Source organism: Pseudomonas sp. PLMAX (assembly GCF_046042685.1).
Classification (GTDB): Bacteria; Pseudomonadota; Gammaproteobacteria; order Pseudomonadales; family Pseudomonadaceae; genus Aquipseudomonas; species Aquipseudomonas putida_AE.
Genome location: NZ_CP064949.1, coordinates 2096278 through 2115547, shown reverse-complemented (window position 1 = coordinate 2115547; position 19270 = coordinate 2096278). Strand labels below are relative to the sequence as shown.

The window sequence follows — 19270 nt, the reverse complement described above, 5'->3', positions numbered from 1 at the left end:
CGCGCACCTAAAAACGTTGGCCGAGCAAAGCTCGCAAGGGGGAAAGAAGCAACGACCACAGGCCCGACCGACCGACACTGATGTTCGGCAGCGCCTGTTTACGCGAACGCACACTGATCGGCCGCCAGCGGGGTGCAGGTACGTAGGTTGGCGCCTTGACCGGCTTGGCGGCAGGCGGTGCCAGGCGTTTTTCGCCGATCAAGGAGCGCTGCAGCAACGTGCCGAAGGCCTGCGCCGGCTGCGCCTTGCTGACCACGTTGATCGTGGCGTCACTGAACAGCCGGGCAATCAGTTGCCGCCGCAGCCCTTCGTCAAGGTCGGCAAACCTCAATCCCAATTGGTCCTCGCCGTGATTGCGCATGACTTCGACGTCAATCCAACCCAACTTGTCGACCCACAGCTGCCCGCACAGCCCCGGCTTGATCGAGGAAGCGAAGGCGCAGTTGAGCGACGCACCGCTGAGGGAAATATCCATCAGGCGCCCCGGCAGCACCTTGCCGGCAAAACGAAAACCGGTGGGTTTGTCGAACGGAAACCGCTCTTCGCCATGCAACCGCGGTCGGTCGACACAAGCCACCAGGGTCGCCAGGTTGTACACCAGCGCGACCACCGTCCAGCACAGGTTGAACAGCATGTTGCCGTCGAACGAGGCGGCGGTGCTGATGGCGATGTAGGCGCCAAATTGCGAGAGCAAGGTCAAGGCCAGAAAGAAGCCGAACAGCTTCCAGTGAACCATGGTTTTCGTCCGGTCGAGGCCCTTGGCGGTGACTTTGAACGGCCGCCCGAACGGACGGATCATGGCGCTGGCGATGGTGGCCGTGACCGCCAGTGAGGCAACGATCTGCGTGACCTCGGTAAAGATCGGCAAGGTTCGCCGGTCCGTCACCCAGGTCCCGTAACCCCAGAACGCAATCAGCGCCGGCATGCCGAACGCCAGGAAATCCACCGGATTGGCGTAGAACCCGGCGATTCCGAAGTACCAGTACAGCACCGGCGACACCAGCATCATCAGAATGAACGGCTTGGAAAACCAGTGCATCAGCCCATGGATATAGTGCAACCGGTCATTGAGCGTGTAGCCGCTGCCGCGCAACGGGCCTTCCTTGAGCAGCGCCACCTGGATCGTGCCCAGGCACCAGCGCCCGCGCTGATTGATGTACTCGGTCAAACCTTCGGCAGACAAGCCAATGGACAGGCGCTCGTTCAACCAGCGGGTGACGTAGCCTTTTTGCAGCAAGCGGTAAGTCGTGTAGATGTCTTCGCAGACCGACCCTGTAGGAAAACCGCCGACTTCGGTGATCAAATCGCGTCGCACCACGAAGGACGTGCCGACACAAAACGCCGCATCCCAACCATCCTTCGCCGGCTGGAACACATCGAAGAACACCCGCTGTTCATCGACCCAGCAGGCCGACGTGCCGAGATTGTGCTGGATCGGGTCGGGGTTGTAGTAGAACTGCGGCGTCTGCACCAGGCCGACCCTGGGATCGTCGAACAGCCCCAGGGTGCGCAGCAGGATCGGTTGCTGCGGTGCAAAGTCGGCGTCGAGCACCAGGATGTACGGCGCGTTGCTGAGGGCCGCCGACTGGCGCAGACCGTTGTTGAGGTTGCCCGCCTTGGCGTGGGAATTGTCGGGGCGCCGCGCGTACTGCACGCCCATTTCGGCGCAGTAGTCGCGCAACCAGTCGCGCCGGGTGTCGTCGAGCACCCAGATGGTGAAGTTCGGGTAGTCGATGGCCTGGGCGGCAATAATGGTTTTTTCGAGAATTTCCAGGCCCTCGTTGTAGGTGGCGATGAAGATGTCCACCGCCGGCACCGCGTTGCCTTGCTGGCGCAGGCGGCGTTCGCCGGCATCGGCCGCTTTGTGGTGATCCGTGCGACAGAGCATCACGACGATGGAAAACAGCGTGTAACCGATCGCCAGCATCTCGAAGAACAGAAAGCTGTAGGCCCAGACCGTGGCGAATCCGGAATGACCGTCGGGCAAGGTGTCGCGAATCCGCCAGGCTGCATAGTTGATCAGCAGGAAGGCGGTGATGGCACCGAATCCGACCCGCGCGGCCCATTGATCACGGTGGGTCAGGCAAGTGAATAGAATCACCGCCGCCAGGGTCCAGAAATTGATTTGCAGCAGTTGCAGCGAGTCCAGTGCCTGCATGTCAGTCAGCCTCTTGCGAACCGGTAAAGGGATTGACGCCGGTGGCAGCAATCGCCGCCCACGCTGTGGCGCCCAAGTGAGGCAGGTGGTAATAGAAGAAATCGTTGCTGACCGAGTCCGGGCCTATGGCCAGCCCGGTACTGATGCGCGCTTGCGGTGTGGCGAACAGCCAACCGTTGCCCGCCTGCTGGGCCAGCAGCACGCTCCACAGCGGCTGGGCTTTCTCACTCAGGCCGCTCAAGCGCGCCACCGCAGCGGCCTGGGCGGTGCCTTCGGTCCACAGGCCATCGGGGTCGCGGTTGAACCCGTAACCTTCGCCGGCACGGTGCGCCTGGTCGATGAAGGCGAAGACTCGTCGCCAGTCCTTGGGCGGCTCATGCAGGGCGATCAAGGGCCAGATCTGCGCATCCAGCCCCGAGCGCACGCGGTCCGAGGTCTGGCCATCCGCGCCAGTGCCGATCAGGAAGCGGCCTTCCCCGGCATCCCATTGGCTCGAGACAAACTGCCGGGCGATCCGTGCCTGTTTCGCCGCATCCTGATTCGGCGCCACCGCGTCGAGTGCCGACCACGCCGCGGCGAGGTCGACGTTGTGCTCAGTGGATTTCCAGTTCTGCTGGACCTGTTTGTCAAAGTACCCGTAGTACCCCCCACTGAATCCGGCGGGCGATTGCCCGTCGTAGGTGTTTTGCTGCGACCAGTGCAGGGCTTTGCGCGCGGCCGCAAGGTATGACGCCTGGCCGCTCTGTCGATAGGCCTCCAACAAGGCCAGTGCCGCCCAGGCCTGATTACCGGTGGCGCTGCTGACCTGATAGGCGTCCTGGTTCCAGGCGTTGCGCTCGACACTCCAATAGCCCGGCAACTTCATCGACGGCGCCGCCACCGGGCCGGCGGCATAGGCGTTGCGCAGGCGCCCGTCCTGGTACTCCGGATCGTGCAGTGTGGCGAACGCCAATGCATCGGCAATCCGCCGCGCCGATTCGGCCTTGCCGCAGGCAAACAGGGCAATGCTGGCCAGTGCGTTGTCGTAAGTAAACGCCACCCCGCGCAACGCCAGGATCGGCGCAGGCTGGCCATCCAGCGGCGGATAACTGGCCACCAGTACCGGGCCCGCCGGCTGTGATGCCACGGCCTGATCCAGGGCGGCGCAGGTCATTGCCGCCAGTTGCGGTCGGGCTTGCGCAGCCCATCCGCTTGCCGCACCGGTCATCAACATCAGCCCCACCATCGCTCGCAATAAAATGCTCATGGCCGCGACACCTCGGCACTGGCCCACAATCCCGGGTTGCAGGTCATGGCACGCTGGCTGTCCGTGAGATCGGCGGCAAAGGTGCCGACCACGTACACCGAATTCTGCTCGGCATAGGGAAACGGCACGCTGTAGGTATTGGCGCGGATGTCCGAAGCGCTGGACAACAACTGCACCACACTGGCCTTGAGCGGCTGGTCGAGGCCGCGGATTTTCACGGTGAGCACGCTGTCGCGGTCGATCTTGCTGGCCATGCGCTCGGGGAACACCGCGATCACGTAGCTCTGCGCGCAATCGGTGGCCCGCAGCAGAGTCGAGCCGGCCTGCACCAGGGTGCCTTGGGGGGCGAGCAGTTCCTGGACGGTACCCGGCGAATACGCCACGACGTCGTAGCCGGCCATCAACTTGATCCGGTTCTGCTCCGTATCGATCAGCTGGTTGAGGTTGGCGAGTTCCTGTTGATAGGTCGCCCGGTTGCGCGCCTGATTCTCCAGGCTGAGCTTGAGCGTAGTCATCTGCGCGTTGAGATCGAACATGCGCAGCTGATCGGGATCGAGGTAGACCCGCTTGTTGGCGGCGCTGACGTCACCATCGGTGATGCGCAACTGCGAACGCACAGACTCGGCCGCGCCCTGCAACGAAGCCAGCTGCGCTTTCGACGAAGCCACCACCGCCCCACTGACCGCCCCCTGGACGAACAACTCGAGATTGCGCTCGACCGTTTCCTGGGCATCGATCAACCGCGCACTGGCGGCACTGTTCTCGGCTTTCAGGGCTTTTTGCGTGTAGAGCTGGCGGGTATGGAAGGCGGCCTGGTATTGCTGGCTGGTCTTCTCCAGTTCCTCGTAATAGCGCTGATCGTGCTCGGCCTGGCTGACCGAAGACGACAGCTGCTGCTCCAACGTCAGGCGCCGGGTTTGCAGGGTCAACAAGGTTTCCTGGTTCGCCCGCGGGTTTTCCACCACGGCAATCTTCTGGCCCTGGCTAAACGTCACACCGGGCTTGACCGCCAGGGAACTGACCACGCCATCGATAGGCGTGGTCAACAGAATCACCGGCGCATTCAGAATCGCCCGGGTGGCAGACGCCGACACCAGCGGCATGAGCAAGGTCGACAGCAACAGCCAGACAACAAACCCCAGCACACCCAACCCCACCAGGCGCGGTAACAGCGACAACAACTTCGATCGTTCTTCCGCCATGTTCGACTCTCCCGATAGACCAACCGCGTATCAGCCAGGCAATAGCAGGCCTGGCTGCGAAAACACTTTTGGCAGGGTGAGCAAAACGTAATTGATCTGTGCACGGCAATTAAGCCGACGCTGGTTTATGTGATTTTTATTGTGATGTGAGCGGGAATGGGATCCCCGTCTTTTTGGAGAGTTGCTGTAAAGCATGACTTTGGTATTGCCCGAGGCAGAGCGGGCGGTGTCATGGGCGACACTAGATTCAGTGCTTTGGGGTGTCAAGTAAATGAATGGAACAATTAAATGACGTCAAATATGTAGCGGGTTTATGATTGGATCCACGCCATGCATTAGTCGGCAAGCTGTTATTTTTATTGGTGGTTTTTATTTTTTATTGCGAATTGAACTTTTTATCGGATTTTAAATAATTCTTAAATGATGGCCGGACAGATTAAAATGATATAAGTCAGTCCTAAGCGGTCCAGGGAGACGGGCTACATTCATGCCTTGGCGCCTATCAGGGGCGCGCGTAGTCTGTGGTGCATTGTTTAAAGCGATCCGATTCAGTGTCGCTGCCTTCGCTGAGATCAATGTCGCCAGACTCGGGCAGGGACTCCACCCCTTTGTTGTGGTATTCATGGCCGAGGGCATTCCGTTAATCGGCCTGAATTAACAGCATTAGTACGACTGCTATCGAGAGATCCATCTGCTCCAATATAGATGCTGGTCACCGGCCACTCAGGAATCATTCTTATACAATGACTTCTTTCTGACACAGCCCAGTCAAACTGCATAAAGAAATTATCATCTTTAAAAATGTGACCAGGGCCTCCTGTTGAGTGGCCGGGGGAGATTTCCCCTCGAAATATATCGTGTTGAGTATTTAGAACAAAACTCAACTCTTCAACCCCCTCCTCCGAGAAATAGACTTTCACCCTCGGCACGGAGACATACCAGAGAAAATACATTAGAAACGATATTGCGAGCAGTTTCCGCCCGCTTCTCATGGGCTCGCTGTGTCCGTAAAGCATTGTTTCAGCCGATTCGAATCCGTGCCACTGCCTTCGCTGTAATCAACATCACCATTGGCGTCCAGGTAGATGTGAGTATTTGGCCACTTTGGGGTCACGTTGACACAGTGTCGGAGCGCTTTATCATTCCACCAGGAGACCTCCATGAAAAACTTCTCACTTGGAAACAAGAAGCCATAATCACGTGTGCCGCCCCCAGGTTGCATTCGTCCTTTGAATATCCGGTGCTGTACATTCCAAATGTATTTGATTTCTTCTTTAGCATGCTTGGAGTAATGAATAGTCACAGTAGGCAACGCTATATCCCAATGGGTGATCGCCAAAAACACAACTGGGATCCATAGCCACCGTGAGTACCGCTTTAGGGTTTCACCTGCCAATGATGCCACGAACTCCTCCCCTTCAGTCGCGGGTGTGTTGGCAGGCTTAATTGATCAAACCAAGACAGACTACTGATTTGACGCATATCATGGCTTGACCAAATCCCATTGACACTCTTTTAGCTTACCCACATTTGTACCGCTCACTTTGTTCATATCGATGTTGCCGTCCGCATCGAGGAAAATATGCATATTGGGCCACTTCGGTGTGATGCTGATACAGTGCCAACGCCCGTTCTCAACTGCCCAAGAAAACTCCATGAAAAACTCGGTATCCGGATATAGATATCCGTGGTCGCTGACGGAGCCTCCGAGGGACATCCGTCCCCTGTACATCCGATCTTGGACGTTCCATGTGAGGGTGTTGAGAAATGATGCAATGGACGCTGACAGCCTTGCGACTGCCACGGCGAGGTGAAAAAGACGTTTCAGAAGTTTCGTCAAACGAAACAATCTTTTTCCTACAAGAATGTTTTTATTCGGAAAGAAAAGTCCGAAGTGCGCACAGACAAAAACGCCCCGACCAAGGTCGGGGCGTTTCATGTGCAGCTAAAGGCTTAGCGCGGGAAAGCTGGCGGGTTTACACCGGCCATGTCTTCCATTACGCGAACCACCTGGCAGCTGTAACCGAACTCGTTGTCGTACCAGACGTACAGTACAACGCGGTTATCCTGGGTGATGGTCGCTTCAGCGTCCACAACGCCTGCGTGGCGCGAGCCAACGAAGTCGGTGGAAACCACTTCCTGCGAATTGACGTAGTCGATCTGCTTGTGCAGGTCCGAGTGCATGGCCATCTGGCGCAGGTACTCGTTGATCTCTTCGCGGGTGGTGGCCTTTTCCAGGTTCAGGTTCAGGATGGCCATCGACACGTTTGGCGTAGGAACACGAATCGCGTTGCCGGTCAGCTTGCCCTTGAGCACTGGCAGCGCCTTGGCGGCTGCGGTGGCGGCACCGGTTTCGGTGATGACCATGTTCAGCGGCGCGGCGCGGCCACGACGGCTGCCCTTGTGGAAGTTGTCGATCAGGTTCTGGTCGTTGGTGAACGAGTGAACGGTTTCGACGTGGCCGTTGACGATGCCGAACTTGTCATTCACTGCTTTCAGCACCGGCACGATGGCGTTGGTGGTGCAGGAAGCAGCCGAGATGATCTTGTCGTCAGGGCTAATGTCGCCATGGTTGATGCCGTGCACGATGTTCTTCAGCGCGCCCTTGCCAGGTGCGGTGAGGATTACGCGGGCAGCGCCCGGGCAGGCCAGGTGCTGGCCCAGGCCGTCGGCGTCACGCCATACGCCGGTGTTGTCGACGATCAGCGCGTTTTCGATGCCGTACTGGGTGTAGTCGACTTCGGCCGGGCTCTTGGCGTAGATAACCTGGATCAGGTTGCCGTTGGCGGTGATGGTGTTGTTGGCTTCATCAATGGTGATGGTGCCATCGAACGGACCATGGACCGAGTCGCGACGCAGCAGGCTGGCGCGTTTGACCAGGTCGTTCTCGGCGCCCTTGCGGACGACGATGGCGCGCAGGCGCAGGCCGTCGCCGCCACCGGTTTTCTCGATCAGGATGCGCGCCAGCAGACGGCCGATACGACCGAAGCCGTACAGGACAACGTCGGTGCCTTTGCGGGCGGAGGCGTTCTGCTGGCCAACCACATCGGCCAGTTCTTCACGGACGAACTGCTCGGCAGTACGGCCATTGCCTTCAGCCTTGAATTTGGCTGCCAGCTTGCCCAGGTCTACCGAAGCGGCGCCGAGCTTGAGCTCGCTCATCGCCTTGAGCAGCGGGAATGTTTCGTGGACGGACAGCTCGGTATCGTCGGTTTGACGGTGACGAGCAAAGCGGTGAGCTTTGAGAATCGCAATGACTGAACGATTGATCAGGCTGCGGCCATAGATCGAGCTCACCACATTGTTATTGCGGTAGAGCTGACCGATAAGCGGAATCATCGCTTCTGCGAGTGCTTCACGGTCGATCCATTCACCAAGACACTGGTCGGGCTTCTGAGTCACGGGAACCTTCCACATGTAGGGGCAGAAAAAAGGGGCTACATTATGCCGCCGTAAGCCTCGTGTAGCAATGCGCGCCTGTCGTGCGATCCGTAACAATTTTTCCTTCAAAAAAATCACGCATCGCTGGAACCCAATGAAACCGGGGCTTTCAGCGCAGTCAATTTTTTGGAGACAACGCTACCTTGTCCGTAACCCTCCGTAACACCTGCTGGTTTTACCACTACATATTCTGGTTTTTACGGTAAAAAACAGTGGTTTTTTGTCTTTACCACTACATTTCGCCAAACCTGCGTAATAGACACAGTCTGCAACTGACAGGCGGCACCCGGGACCGCTACAATTACCGACTTTGTCGCAACGCTTGGAGCTCAACCTTCCGTGCCCGTTCTGCGTCTACCGCTTCTCCCTGCCGCGGCAGGTAAACAGCACTGGGGCAACCTGCCCGGTGCCGCCCTGAGCCTGGCCATCGCCGAGGCTGCCAGCGCTGCCAAGCGCTTTACCCTGCTGCTCACCGCCGACAGCCAAAGTGCCGAACGGCTGGAACAGGAGCTGAGTTTCTTCGCCCCGGATTTGCCCGTACTGCATTTCCCCGACTGGGAAACCCTGCCCTACGACCTGTTCTCGCCGCACCAGGACATCATTTCCCAGCGCATCGCCAGCCTGTACCGGCTGCCCGAGCTGTCGCACGGCGTGCTGGTGGTGCCGATCACCACCGCCCTGCACCGCCTGGCGCCGACCAAGTTCCTGCTCGGCAGCAGCCTGGTGCTGGATGTCGGCCAGAAACTCGACGTCGAGCAGATGCGCAGCCGCCTCGAGGCCACCGGTTATCGCTACGTCGATACCGTGTACGAGCATGGCGAATTCACCGTGCGCGGCTCGCTGATCGACCTGTTCCCGATGGGCAGCAAGTTGCCCTATCGCATCGACCTGTTCGACGACGAAATCGAGACCCTGCGCACCTTCGACCCGGAAAACCAGCGCTCCATCGACAAGGTCGATTCGGTCAAGCTGCTGCCGGCCAAGGAATTCCCGCTGCAGAAAGAGGCCGTCACCCGCTTCAAGGCGCGCTTTCGCGAGCGTTTCGATGTCGACTTCCGGCGCTGCCCGATCTTCCAGGACCTGAGCAGCGGGATTACCCCGGCCGGTATCGAGTACTACCTGCCGCTGTTCTTCGAAGAAACCTCGACCCTGTTCGATTACCTGCCCCAGGACACGCAAGTGTTCTCCCTGCCCGGCATCGAACAGGCGGCCGAAAACTTCTGGAACGACGTGCGCAATCGTTATGAAGAGCGGCGTGTCGATCCATCCCGTCCTTTATTGCCGCCCGCCGAACTGTTCCTGCCGGTGGAAGACTGCTTCGCGCGCCTGAAAAACTGGCCACGGGTAGTGGCGAGTCAACAGGATGTGGAAACCGGCGCCGGCCGCGAACGCTTCCCTGCCCGGGAATTGCCGAACCTGGCGATCGAAGCCAAGGCCACGCAACCCTTGGCGGCGCTGGCCGGCTTCCTCGACGAATTCCCCGGTCGCGTGCTGTTTACCGCCGAGTCCGCTGGCCGTCGTGAAGTGCTGCTGGAACTGCTCGAACGCCTGAAGCTGCGCCCCAAGACCGTTGACAGCTGGCCGGACTTCGTCGCCGGCAAGGAGCGCCTGGCGATCACCATCGCGCCGCTGGACGAAGGTTTGCTGCTGGACGATCCGGCCCTGGCGCTGGTCGCCGAAAGCCCGTTGTTCGGCCAGCGCGTGATGCAGCGCCGGCGCCGGGAGAAACGCGCCGATGCCAACAACGATGCAGTCATCAAGAACCTCACCGAGCTGCGCGAAGGCGCGCCGGTGGTGCACATCGACCACGGCGTCGGTCGTTACCTGGGCCTGGCCACCCTGGAAATCGACAACCAGACCGCCGAATTCCTCGCCCTGGAATACGCCGAGGGCGCCAAGCTCTACGTGCCGGTGGCCAACCTGCACCTGATCGCCCGCTACACCGGCAGCGACGACGCCCTCGCCCCGCTGCATCGCCTGGGCTCCGAAACCTGGCAAAAAGCCAAGCGCAAGGCCGCCGAACAGGTGCGCGACGTCGCGGCTGAATTGCTCGACATCTATGCGCGCCGCGCCGCCCGTGAAGGGTATGCCTTCGCCGACCCGAAAGCCGATTACGCCACCTTCAGCGCCGGTTTCCCGTTCGAAGAAACGCCGGACCAGCAAACGACTATCGAAGCGGTGCGCGAAGACATGCTCGCGCCCAAGCCGATGGACCGCCTGGTGTGCGGCGACGTCGGCTTCGGCAAGACCGAAGTGGCCATGCGCGCCGCGTTCATTGCCGTGCACGGCGGTCGCCAGGTGGCGATCCTGGTGCCGACCACCCTGCTCGCCCAGCAGCACTACAACAGCTTCCGCGACCGCTTCGCCGACTGGCCTGTTACCGTGGAAGTGATGAGCCGCTTCAAGTCGGCCAAGGAAGTGAATGCGGCGATCGCGGACCTCGCCGAAGGCAAGATCGACATCGTCATCGGCACGCACAAGTTGCTGTCCGACGATGTCAAGATCAAGAACCTCGGGCTGGTGATCATTGACGAAGAACACCGCTTCGGTGTGCGTCAGAAAGAACAGCTCAAGGCCCTGCGCAGCGAAGTCGACATCCTCACCCTGACCGCCACGCCGATTCCGCGCACGCTGAACATGGCCGTGTCGGGCATGCGCGACCTGTCGATCATCGCCACGCCGCCGGCCCGGCGCCTGTCGGTACGCACCTTCGTCATGGAGCAGAACAAGAGCACGGTCAAAGAGGCCCTGCTCCGTGAGCTGCTGCGTGGCGGCCAGGTCTACTACCTGCACAACGATGTGAAGACCATCGAGAAATGCGCCGCCGACCTCGCCGAACTGGTGCCGGAAGCGCGGATCGGCATCGGCCATGGGCAGATGCGCGAGCGCGAGCTCGAACAAGTGATGAGCGACTTCTACCACAAGCGCTTCAACGTGCTGATCGCCTCGACCATCATCGAGACCGGCATCGACGTGCCGAGCGCCAACACCATCATCATCGAGCGCGCCGACAAGTTCGGCCTGGCGCAACTGCACCAGTTGCGCGGCCGCGTCGGGCGCAGTCACCACCAGGCCTACGCCTACCTGCTGACGCCGCCGCGCCAGCAGATCACCGCAGACGCGGAAAAGCGCCTGGAAGCGATCGCCAACACCCAGGACCTCGGCGCGGGCTTCGTGCTCGCCACCAACGACCTGGAAATCCGTGGTGCTGGCGAATTGCTCGGCGACGGGCAAAGCGGGCAGATCCAGGCAGTCGGTTTCACGCTGTACATGGAAATGCTCGAGCGCGCGGTGAAGTCGATCCGCAAGGGCGAACAACCCAACCTCGATCAGCCGCTGGGCGGCGGTCCGGAAGTCAACTTGCGCGTACCGGCGTTGATTCCCGAGGACTACCTGCCGGACGTCCATGCCCGCCTGATTCTCTACAAGCGCATCGCCTCGGCCACCGATGAGGAAGGTCTCAAGGACTTGCAGGTGGAGATGATCGACCGCTTCGGCCTGTTGCCGGAGCCGACCAAGAACCTGATGCGCATCACCGCCCTGAAATTGCAGGCCGAGTTGCTGGGCATCAAGAAAGTCGACGGCGGCCCGCAAGGTGGTCGAATCGAGTTTGCGACACAAACCCCGGTCGACCCGCTGACCTTGATCAAGCTGATCCAGAGCCAGCCCAAACGCTACAAATTCGAAGGGGCGACGATGTTCAAGTTCCAGGTCCCGATGGAGCGCTCGGAAGAGCGCTTTAATACTGTAGAGGCGCTGTTTGAGCGCCTCATTCCGAAAACTGCTTGAAGGACGCCGCATGCGCCTGTTTCGCTCACTGACCTTGTTGACAATGTTAATAACAGCACTGGTCACCCCGTCGGTCTTTGCCGATGATCTGTATCAGATTGAAATGATTCTGGTGCGGCAGAACGCCGTGCCGGCGATTGTCAGCCGTGCCGCGCCGGAAGACTGGGCCGCTGGCGCACAAGCCGTCAGCCCTGACAGCCTGCGCACGCCGAGCCTCAATGGCGAAGTGGAAAAACTGACCGCCAGCAATGAATACACCGTGCTGCTGCACAAAGCCTGGCAGCAGACCCTCGGCGAAACACCGGTCAAGGTCGCGGTCAGCGACGGTAAGGAGCAGTTCGGCCAGTACCCGATTGAAGGCACCCTGAACATGACGCTTGGACGCTTCACCGATGTGGACGCCGATTTCTGGGTCAACCAGTTCAACGACGAAGGCCTGGTCACCGCCAGCGAACGCCTGAAACAGGAAAGCCACACCAAGAACGGCCAGCTCAACTTCCTCGACAACGGCCACCTGGGCCTGCTGATCAAGATCACCTCGTTGACGGCGCCCGCTCCCCGGGAAGCCCCTGAAGTCGTTCCGGACTGATTGAAGCCCCCATGTCCGCGACGACCCTGAGCAAACCCCTGGCACCTTCCTGGGTCAGCCGATTCAAGGAACAGAGCCTGGAGCGTGGTCGCCGCTACGCACTGGAAAATCGCGTCAGGATCGTCGAGGTCGGTGACGCGACGATCACCGCGGCGTGCGAAGGCTCTGGCGGCAACGTTTACCGTCAGACCATTCGCCTGCGCGAGTCGGCCAAAGGCACCTTGCTGATGGTCGATGCCACCTGCTCCTGCCCGGTCCACAGCAACTGCAAACATTGCGCGGCGGTGCTCCTGCAAGTCCAGGAAACCCTCGACTACCCCGCCGCCGCCAAAGACGCCGAACTCCTGGAAAAACTCCAGGCGGTGCTGGAAAACCGTAGCCCCAAGGCACCACCGCAAGTCCTGGTGGACAACGTGCAACCGGTACCGCGCCTGTGGCTGGCGAGCATCGAATTCAGCGCCTTCGAACCGCGCAACGGGCGGATGCAGCGTTACATCCAGCATCGCGCGGCGCTGTCCTTCAGTTATCTGGACGAATACGTTTCAGGCCAGAAGAATTCCGACATCCTGATTCGCCAGGAGACCCAGACCCTACGGATAAAACGCCACCCGGATGTGGAACAGTCCTACCGCGAACAGCTGCGAATCCTCGGCTTCAAGATCGCCACCCGGCAAAGCAAGGCCCTGCCGGAAAGCGCAGGCGAACTGTATGAGATGGTCAATGACAGCGCCTGGTTGACCTTCACCCTCAATGAACTGCCGAAGTTGCGCACCCAGGGCTGGGAACTGCTGATCAACGAGGACTTCGGATTCGACCTGACCGCCGTGGACGATTGGTACGCCACGGTCGAACAGGCGCCGGAGCGGGACTGGTTCGACCTGGAACTGGGGATCATCGTCAATGGCGAGCGGCTGAGCCTGCTGCCGATCCTGCTGAACCTGATGCGCTCGCACACCGAACTGCTCAACCCGGAACGCCTGGCACGGCGGCGCGACGACGAGCTGATCCTGGTCAACATCCCCAACCGGCCGAACGCCGATCACGGCCCCTTGCAAGTCGCCCTGCCCTTCGGCCGCCTGAAACCGGTACTGGCGACGCTCGGCGAGTTTTACCTGCAAGAGCCGGGTGAAACCGCACTGCGCCTGAGCAAGGCCGACGCCACGCGCCTCAATGCGCTGGAAGACCTGCCGCTGCTCTGGGAAGGTGGCGAGCAGATCCGCACCTTTGCCCAGCGCCTGCGCGACATCAAGGACTACACCGCCACGGCTCCGGAGGGCTTGAATGCAACCCTGCGCCCGTATCAGCTTGAAGGCCTGAGCTGGATGCAGTCGTTGCGGCAACTGGAAGTCGGCGGCATCCTCGCCGATGACATGGGCCTGGGCAAAACCCTGCAGACCCTGGCGCACATGCTCAGCGAGAAGAACGCCGGGCGCCTCGATCGCCCCTGCATGGTGGTGATGCCCACCAGCCTGATTCCCAACTGGCTCGACGAAGCCGCGCATTTCACCCCGCAACTCAAGGTGCTGGCACTGTACGGCGCCAGCCGCAAAAAGCATTTCGACAACCTGGCCGACTACGACCTGATCCTGACCACCTACGCGTTGCTGCCCAAGGACGTCGACCGCCTGGCGGCGCAGCCGTTGCACGTCCTGGTGCTGGACGAAGCGCAGTACATCAAGAACCCGAACAGCAAGGCCGCCCAGGCCGCCCGTGAGTTGAACGCCCGCCAGCGCCTGTGCCTGAGCGGCACGCCACTGGAAAACCACCTGGGCGAACTCTGGTCGCTGTTTCATTTCCTGCTGCCCGGCTGGCTCGGCGACGTGAAAAGCTTCAACCGCGATTACCGCGTCCCGATTGAAAAGCGCACCAGCGAAGTACGACTGCAACACCTCAACGGTCGGATAAAACCTTTCCTGCTGCGCCGCACCAAGGAACAGGTGGCCACCGAGCTGCCACCGAAAACCGAGATCATCCATTGGGTCGAGCTCAACGAAACCCAGCGCGACCTGTACGAAACCATGCGCCTGGCCATGGACAAGAAAGTCCGCGACGAAATCACCCGCAAAGGCGTGGCCCGCAGCCAGATCATCATCCTCGAGGCGCTGCTCAAGCTGCGCCAGGTGTGTTGCGATCTGCGCCTGGTCAATGACGCGCCCCTTCCGGCGCGGGGCAGCACCTCGGGCAAGCTCGACAGCCTGATGGAAATGCTCGAAGAGCTGTTCGAGGAAGGCCGGCGGATCCTGCTGTTCTCGCAGTTCACTTCGATGCTGGCCTTGATCGAGGTCGAACTGAAGAAACGCGGTGTTGAATATGCCTTGCTGACCGGACAGACCCGCGACCGTCGTGCGCCGGTGAAGGAATTCCAGAGCGGCAAGCGTCAGATCTTTCTCATCAGCCTGAAAGCCGGCGGCGTCGGCCTGAACCTGACGGAAGCGGACACCGTGATTCATTACGACCCCTGGTGGAATCCGGCCACGGAAAACCAGGCCACCGACCGTGCCTATCGCATTGGCCAGGAGAAGCCGGTATTTGTCTACAAGCTGATCGCGCGCGGCACGGTGGAAGAGAAGATTCAACATCTGCAGAAGGAGAAATCCGACCTGGCGGCGGGCGTGCTGGATGGGCGTCAGGCGGGGGATTGGAAGTTGCAGAGCGATGATATTGAAGCGTTGTTTGCGCCGTTGCCGGACAAGCTGGAGAAGTAGCGAGATTCGAACTGTAGGAGCCGGCTTGCCGGCGAAGGCGGTCGTGAATTTTGTGTTGGGCTTCAGGACCCCTTCGCTGGCAAGCCAGCTCCTACAGGTCAGTCGCTTGTCGATCCTTTGAGCAGCCGCGCCAACGTCGACCTTACCTTACCCATCCCCTCACTCAACGCCTGTTCGATCCCGGCCATGCTGATCACCGTCGCCGACTTGCCCGCCGCCGGGTTCACCACCAGCGCCAGGCAGGCGTAATCCAGTTCCAGCTCGCGGGCCAGGGCCGCTTCCGGCATCCCGGTCATGCCAACGATGTCACACCCGTCTCGTTCCAGGCGGAGGATCTCGGCGGCGGTTTCCAGCCGCGGACCCTGCATGCAGGCATACACACCCTGATCGCTGAAACCAACGCCTTCGGCCACCAACGCTGCAATCAGGCGCTGACGCAGCGATTCACTGTAGGGGTAGCTGAAGTCGATATGGGTGACCGGCTCCAGGTCATCGGCAAAGTAGCTGTGCTCGCGACCGCTGGTGTAGTCGATCAATTGATGCGGCACGCAGAAATGCCCGGTACCCATCGCTGCGTTAATGCCGCCCACCGCGTTGACCGCAATTATCGCCTCGGCACCGGCCTGCTTCAGCGCCCAGAGATTGGCGCGGTAATTCACCCGGTGCGGGGCAAAACGGTGCGGCTGACCATGCCGGGCGAGAAACAGCACTTCGCTGCCAGCGTACTCGCCGATCTGCACCTCGGCAGACGGCGCGCCGTAGGGAGTGTCCAGCGCCAATGACTGACGAATGTCCAGGCCTTCCAACCGGGTCAGGCCGGTACCGCCGATAATCGCGTAGACCGTCATGGCGCGCCTCCGTTAATCAATAAGCTGTGCATCCCTGAGCGCGCCCACGGCTGCGAGCCAGCGCGGATCCTGGCGGTATTCGGTGCTCGCAAACGCCTGGCCACGCATACGCGCAATGCGCGCCGACGGCCTGACCTTCAGGCGCTGAGCGGCGCTCAAAGCCAGTTCGGCGGCCGCACGGTCGTTGCACACCAGGCCCATGTCGCACCCGGCGGTCAATGCTGCTTCGATACGGCTGGCGGCATCGCCCACCACATGGGCACCGGCCATGGACAGATCGTCGCTGAAGATCACGCCGTCGAATTGCAGCTCGCCACGCAGGATGTCCTGCAGCCAGCGCCGGGAGAAGCCCGCTGGCTGCGCATCGACCTGTGGATAAATAACGTGGGCAGGCATGACGGCGGCCAGCTGCTGGCTCAATTTGGCGAACGGCACCAGGTCGTGGGCGCGGATCTGCTCAAGGCTGCGCTCGTCATTGGGGATCGCGACGTGGGAATCCGCCTCGGCCCAACCGTGGCCGGGAAAATGCTTGCCGGTAGCGGCCATGCCTGCGGTGTTCATGCCGCGAATGAACGCACCGGCCAGCAATGCGGCACGTTCTGGATCAGCTTCGAACGAACGGGTCCCGACCACGGCGCTACGCTGGTGATCGAGATCCAGCACCGGGGCGAAGCTCAGGTCCAGGCCCACGGCCAGCACCTCGGTGGCCATGATCCAGCCGCACTGTTCGGCCAGGTATTCGGCGTTGGGGTTATCGGCAATGGCGCGCATCGCCGGCAGTCGCACGAAGCCCTGGCGCAGGCGCTGCACCCGCCCGCCCTCCTGGTCCACCGCCAGCAGCAGGTCGGGACGAATGGCGCGGATCGCCGCGCTCAGCTCGCGCACCTGGTGCGGATGCTCGATGTTGCGGGCGAAAATGATCAGGCCGCCCACCTCGGGCTGGCGCAACAATTGGCGATCTTCAGCGGTCAGCCAGGTACCGGCGACGTCCACCATCAACGAGCCTTGCAGGCCAGCAGTCATAGCAATTCCTTGATAACGATAAACCCGGCTCGCAGCGATTCACCGCCCTGGGTTGTACCCGGGAGGTCGATGATCATGAGCGGGAACGGGTTGACAACGAGAGTCGGCATGGGCGGCTAGCTTATCGGATGTAAGCAGCCGCGCCCACCCATGAGCGGTTAAACCTTGGCGGCAACCGGTGTCGATTTGCTACGAGGACGCAGCTGCGCGGTGGCCATGGCCGAGTCGGTGACCCCGGATTCGGCACGCATGCCGGCCGCCAGGAACGGCACCATCAGGCGCATGACCTGTTCGATGGAGGTGTTGACCCCGAAGTCGGTTTCGGCGATGGCACGCAAGGCCTTGATACCGGACATGCTGAACGCTGCCGCTCCGAGCATGAAGTGCACGCGCCAGAACAGTTCGATCGGCGGGATCCTCGGCGCGGCCTCGTTGACCAGCATCATGTAGCGGCGAAACACCTTGCCGTACATGTCTTCCAGATAACGACGCAAATGCCCCTGGCTCTGGCTGAAGGCCAGCCCGAGCAAACGCATGAAGATCGACAGGTCGTTGCCGCTGCGCGGCTGCACCACCAAGGCCTGCTCGACGAGGATTTCCAGCAGTTCCTCGAGGGAAGGCTTGTTTTCAGGTCGGGCCTGGCGCCGCTCCAGCTCTTTATCGAGGCTGAGGCAGAATGGCCCCAAAAAGCGCGAGAAGACCGCCTGGATCAGCGCCTTCTTCGAACCGAAGTGATAGTTCACCGCCGCGAGATTGACACCCGCCTTGCTGGTGATCAAACGCAATGAGGTTTCAGCGAAACCTTTTTCCGCGAACAACTGCTCGGCAGCATCGAGAATGCGTTCAACGGTTTCCGACTGGGCCATGGCTACTCCGCCTGACAAACACTTGTTTGAAACATACGTTTCAGCCCGTGCATTGTCAAGTCTGGCAGTTCGTTTCGGGAATGGTCGGTCAGACATTTAACCACACAACCGCAAAGCTTCCATCAGCCCGTTGCGCGACCGTCTGGCGGCGGAGAAAAAAAGGGGCATTGCCAAGACCGTTCCACTGTATATAATCCCAGTCACTGTATAAAAAGACAGAGCGATCAATATGCTAAAGCTGACGCCACGCCAAGCCGAGATTCTGGCCTTCATCAAACGCTGCCTGGAAGACAACGGCTACCCGCCGACCCGTGCGGAAATCGCTCAGGAACTGGGTTTCAAATCGCCCAACGCGGCAGAAGAACACCTCAAGGCGCTGGCCCGCAAGGGCGCGATCGAGATGACCCCCGGCGCTTCGCGCGGCATTCGCATTCCCGGCTTCGAGGCCAAGGCCGACGATTCCAGCCTGCCGATCATTGGCCGGGTCGCCGCAGGCGCGCCGATCCTCGCCCAGCAACACGTTGAAGAGTCCTGCAACATCAACCCTGCGTTCTTCCACCCGCGCGCCGATTACCTGCTGCGGGTGCACGGCATGAGCATGAAGGATGTGGGCATCTTCGACGGCGACCTGCTGGCCGTCCACACCACCCGCGAAGCCCGCAACGGCCAGATCGTGGTGGCGCGGATCGGCGACGAAGTCACCGTCAAGCGCTTCAAGCGCGACGGCAGCAAAGTCTGGCTGATGGCTGAAAACCCCGAGTTTGCCCCTATCGAAGTGAACCTTAAAGATCAGGAACTGGTGATCGAAGGCTTGAGCGTCGGCGTCATTCGCCGCTAAAGGAGGCTTTATGCAGTTCCCACAGACACCACAGCAAGCCCAACTGCCGCTACTGTTCGAGGCGTTCATGGCACAGCCATTGGCGCCGATCCTGAAGGAAGTGGTCGAGTCGCCCTGGAGCGCCGAGCCCGAGGTCTTCAGTGAGTTGTCTCTGCGTGGTGCAGCCGGGAATTGCCTGAACCTTCTGGCGCCGATCCTGCGCGAGCTCAGCCAGGACCAGGATGCCCGCTGGCTGACCCTGATCGCCCCGCCCGCCAGCCTGACCCAGACCTGGTTGCGGGACGCCGGCCTCAATCGCGAGCGCATCCTGCTGCTGCAACCCCGGGGCACCCAGAGCGCCCAGCAACTGACTTGTGAGGCACTTCGCCTCGGTCGCAGCCACACGGTGGTCAGCTGGCTCAACCCGTTGAACGCAAACTCTCGGCAACAGCTGATCAGCGCCGCCCGGATCGGGGACGCTCAAAGCCTGAATATTCGTCTGGGGTAACGGCGCACAGTGAAGGTGCGGGGCTTCTACAAGGACGGAGAAGCCAATGGGAGACAGTGTCGGTAAAAACCGACGGGC

At 60.7% G+C, this 19270-nt stretch carries 14 protein-coding genes; 5 read left to right on the top strand and 9 right to left on the bottom strand.

What is annotated here, in order from left to right; translation table 11 throughout:
* Positions 1-7 precede the first annotated feature (7 nt).
* The 6 genes from DKB71_RS09705 to DKB71_RS09680 form a co-directional block, all read right to left on the bottom strand.
* On the bottom strand, positions 8-2158 hold the full coding sequence (locus DKB71_RS09705) for a glycosyltransferase family 2 protein (protein ID WP_408600196.1): 2151 nt from the start codon (positions 2156-2158) through the stop codon (positions 8-10).
* Between the two features lies 1 nt (position 2159).
* A complete protein-coding gene (locus DKB71_RS09700) occupies positions 2160-3404 on the bottom strand; it encodes a hypothetical protein (RefSeq protein ID WP_408600195.1) in 1245 nt (414 codons plus the stop codon).
* The gene (locus DKB71_RS09695) at positions 3401-4606 is read right to left on the bottom strand and encodes an HlyD family efflux transporter periplasmic adaptor subunit (protein WP_323608383.1); all 1206 of its coding nucleotides are present in this window, start codon (positions 4604-4606) and stop codon (positions 3401-3403) included. The genes DKB71_RS09700 and DKB71_RS09695 overlap by 4 nt, the downstream gene beginning before the upstream one ends.
* Before the next feature lie 988 nt (positions 4607-5594).
* On the bottom strand, positions 5595-6011 hold the full coding sequence (locus DKB71_RS09690) for a hypothetical protein (RefSeq protein ID WP_408600194.1): 417 nt from the start codon (positions 6009-6011) through the stop codon (positions 5595-5597).
* A 78-nt stretch (positions 6012-6089) separates the two neighbouring features.
* Complete coding sequence (locus tag DKB71_RS09685; protein ID WP_408600192.1) at positions 6090-6545, bottom strand: hypothetical protein; 456 nt, start codon at positions 6543-6545, stop codon at positions 6090-6092.
* Positions 6546-6559: 14 nt separating this feature from the next.
* On the bottom strand, positions 6560-8023 hold the full coding sequence (locus DKB71_RS09680; RefSeq protein ID WP_274077075.1) for a glyceraldehyde-3-phosphate dehydrogenase: 1464 nt from the start codon (positions 8021-8023) through the stop codon (positions 6560-6562).
* Between the two features lie 363 nt (positions 8024-8386).
* On the opposite strand from DKB71_RS09680, the gene mfd reads away from it, so the two are divergent.
* From mfd to DKB71_RS09665, 3 genes are read left to right on the top strand one after another with little or no spacing between them, the layout of a single operon-like run.
* Positions 8387-11836: a transcription-repair coupling factor gene (gene mfd / locus DKB71_RS09675; RefSeq protein ID WP_408600191.1), complete on the top strand. Its 3450-nt coding sequence runs from the start codon at positions 8387-8389 to the stop codon at positions 11834-11836.
* 10 nt (positions 11837-11846) lie between these two features.
* Positions 11847-12425 (top strand): CsiV family protein, encoded by a 579-nt coding sequence (locus DKB71_RS09670; protein WP_274077077.1) that lies wholly within the window; start codon positions 11847-11849, stop codon positions 12423-12425.
* Between the two features lie 11 nt (positions 12426-12436).
* Positions 12437-15130, top strand: a complete 2694-nt coding sequence (locus tag DKB71_RS09665; RefSeq protein WP_408600190.1) for an SNF2-related protein — start codon at positions 12437-12439, stop codon at positions 15128-15130.
* Positions 15131-15228: 98 nt separating this feature from the next.
* Here the strand turns inward: DKB71_RS09665 and DKB71_RS09660 are convergent, their stop codons facing one another.
* From DKB71_RS09660 to DKB71_RS09650, 3 genes are all read right to left on the bottom strand, one after another.
* Positions 15229-15978: an S-methyl-5'-thioinosine phosphorylase gene (locus DKB71_RS09660; protein WP_408600189.1), complete on the bottom strand. Its 750-nt coding sequence runs from the start codon at positions 15976-15978 to the stop codon at positions 15229-15231.
* Between the two features lie 12 nt (positions 15979-15990).
* Complete coding sequence (gene nagZ / locus DKB71_RS09655; protein WP_408600188.1) at positions 15991-17001, bottom strand: beta-N-acetylhexosaminidase; 1011 nt, start codon at positions 16999-17001, stop codon at positions 15991-15993.
* Between the two features lie 158 nt (positions 17002-17159).
* Positions 17160-17867, bottom strand: a complete 708-nt coding sequence (locus DKB71_RS09650) for a TetR/AcrR family transcriptional regulator (protein WP_274077081.1) — start codon at positions 17865-17867, stop codon at positions 17160-17162.
* Between the two features lie 229 nt (positions 17868-18096).
* On the opposite strand from DKB71_RS09650, the gene lexA reads away from it, so the two are divergent.
* Positions 18097-18705, top strand: a complete 609-nt coding sequence (gene lexA / locus DKB71_RS09645; RefSeq protein WP_274077082.1) for a transcriptional repressor LexA — start codon at positions 18097-18099, stop codon at positions 18703-18705.
* A 10-nt stretch (positions 18706-18715) separates the two neighbouring features.
* Entirely contained in the window at positions 18716-19192 is a 477-nt protein-coding gene (gene sulA / locus DKB71_RS09640) for an SOS-induced cell division inhibitor SulA (RefSeq protein ID WP_323608392.1), read from the top strand.
* The last annotated feature ends 78 nt before the right edge of the window (positions 19193-19270 follow it).

Excerpts from the sequence above, each read along its gene's own strand:
- DKB71_RS09705 (WP_408600196.1), bottom strand. The coding sequence starts at position 2,158 with ATGCAGGCACTGGACTCGCTGCAACTGCTGCAAATCAATTTCTGGACC.
- DKB71_RS09700 (WP_408600195.1), bottom strand. The coding sequence starts at position 3,404 with ATGAGCATTTTATTGCGAGCGATGGTGGGGCTGATGTTGATGACCGGT.
- DKB71_RS09695 (WP_323608383.1), bottom strand. The coding sequence starts at position 4,606 with ATGGCGGAAGAACGATCGAAGTTGTTGTCGCTGTTACCGCGCCTGGTG.
- DKB71_RS09685 (WP_408600192.1), bottom strand. The coding sequence starts at position 6,545 with ATGAAACGCCCCGACCTTGGTCGGGGCGTTTTTGTCTGTGCGCACTTC.
- DKB71_RS09680 (WP_274077075.1), bottom strand. The coding sequence starts at position 8,023 with ATGTGGAAGGTTCCCGTGACTCAGAAGCCCGACCAGTGTCTTGGTGAA.
- DKB71_RS09670 (WP_274077077.1), top strand. The coding sequence starts at position 11,847 with ATGCGCCTGTTTCGCTCACTGACCTTGTTGACAATGTTAATAACAGCA.
- DKB71_RS09665 (WP_408600190.1), top strand. The coding sequence starts at position 12,437 with ATGTCCGCGACGACCCTGAGCAAACCCCTGGCACCTTCCTGGGTCAGC.
- DKB71_RS09660 (WP_408600189.1), bottom strand. The coding sequence starts at position 15,978 with ATGACGGTCTACGCGATTATCGGCGGTACCGGCCTGACCCGGTTGGAA.
- nagZ (WP_408600188.1), bottom strand. The coding sequence starts at position 17,001 with ATGACTGCTGGCCTGCAAGGCTCGTTGATGGTGGACGTCGCCGGTACC.
- DKB71_RS09650 (WP_274077081.1), bottom strand. The coding sequence starts at position 17,867 with ATGGCCCAGTCGGAAACCGTTGAACGCATTCTCGATGCTGCCGAGCAG.
- lexA (WP_274077082.1), top strand. The coding sequence starts at position 18,097 with ATGCTAAAGCTGACGCCACGCCAAGCCGAGATTCTGGCCTTCATCAAA.
- sulA (WP_323608392.1), top strand. The coding sequence starts at position 18,716 with ATGCAGTTCCCACAGACACCACAGCAAGCCCAACTGCCGCTACTGTTC.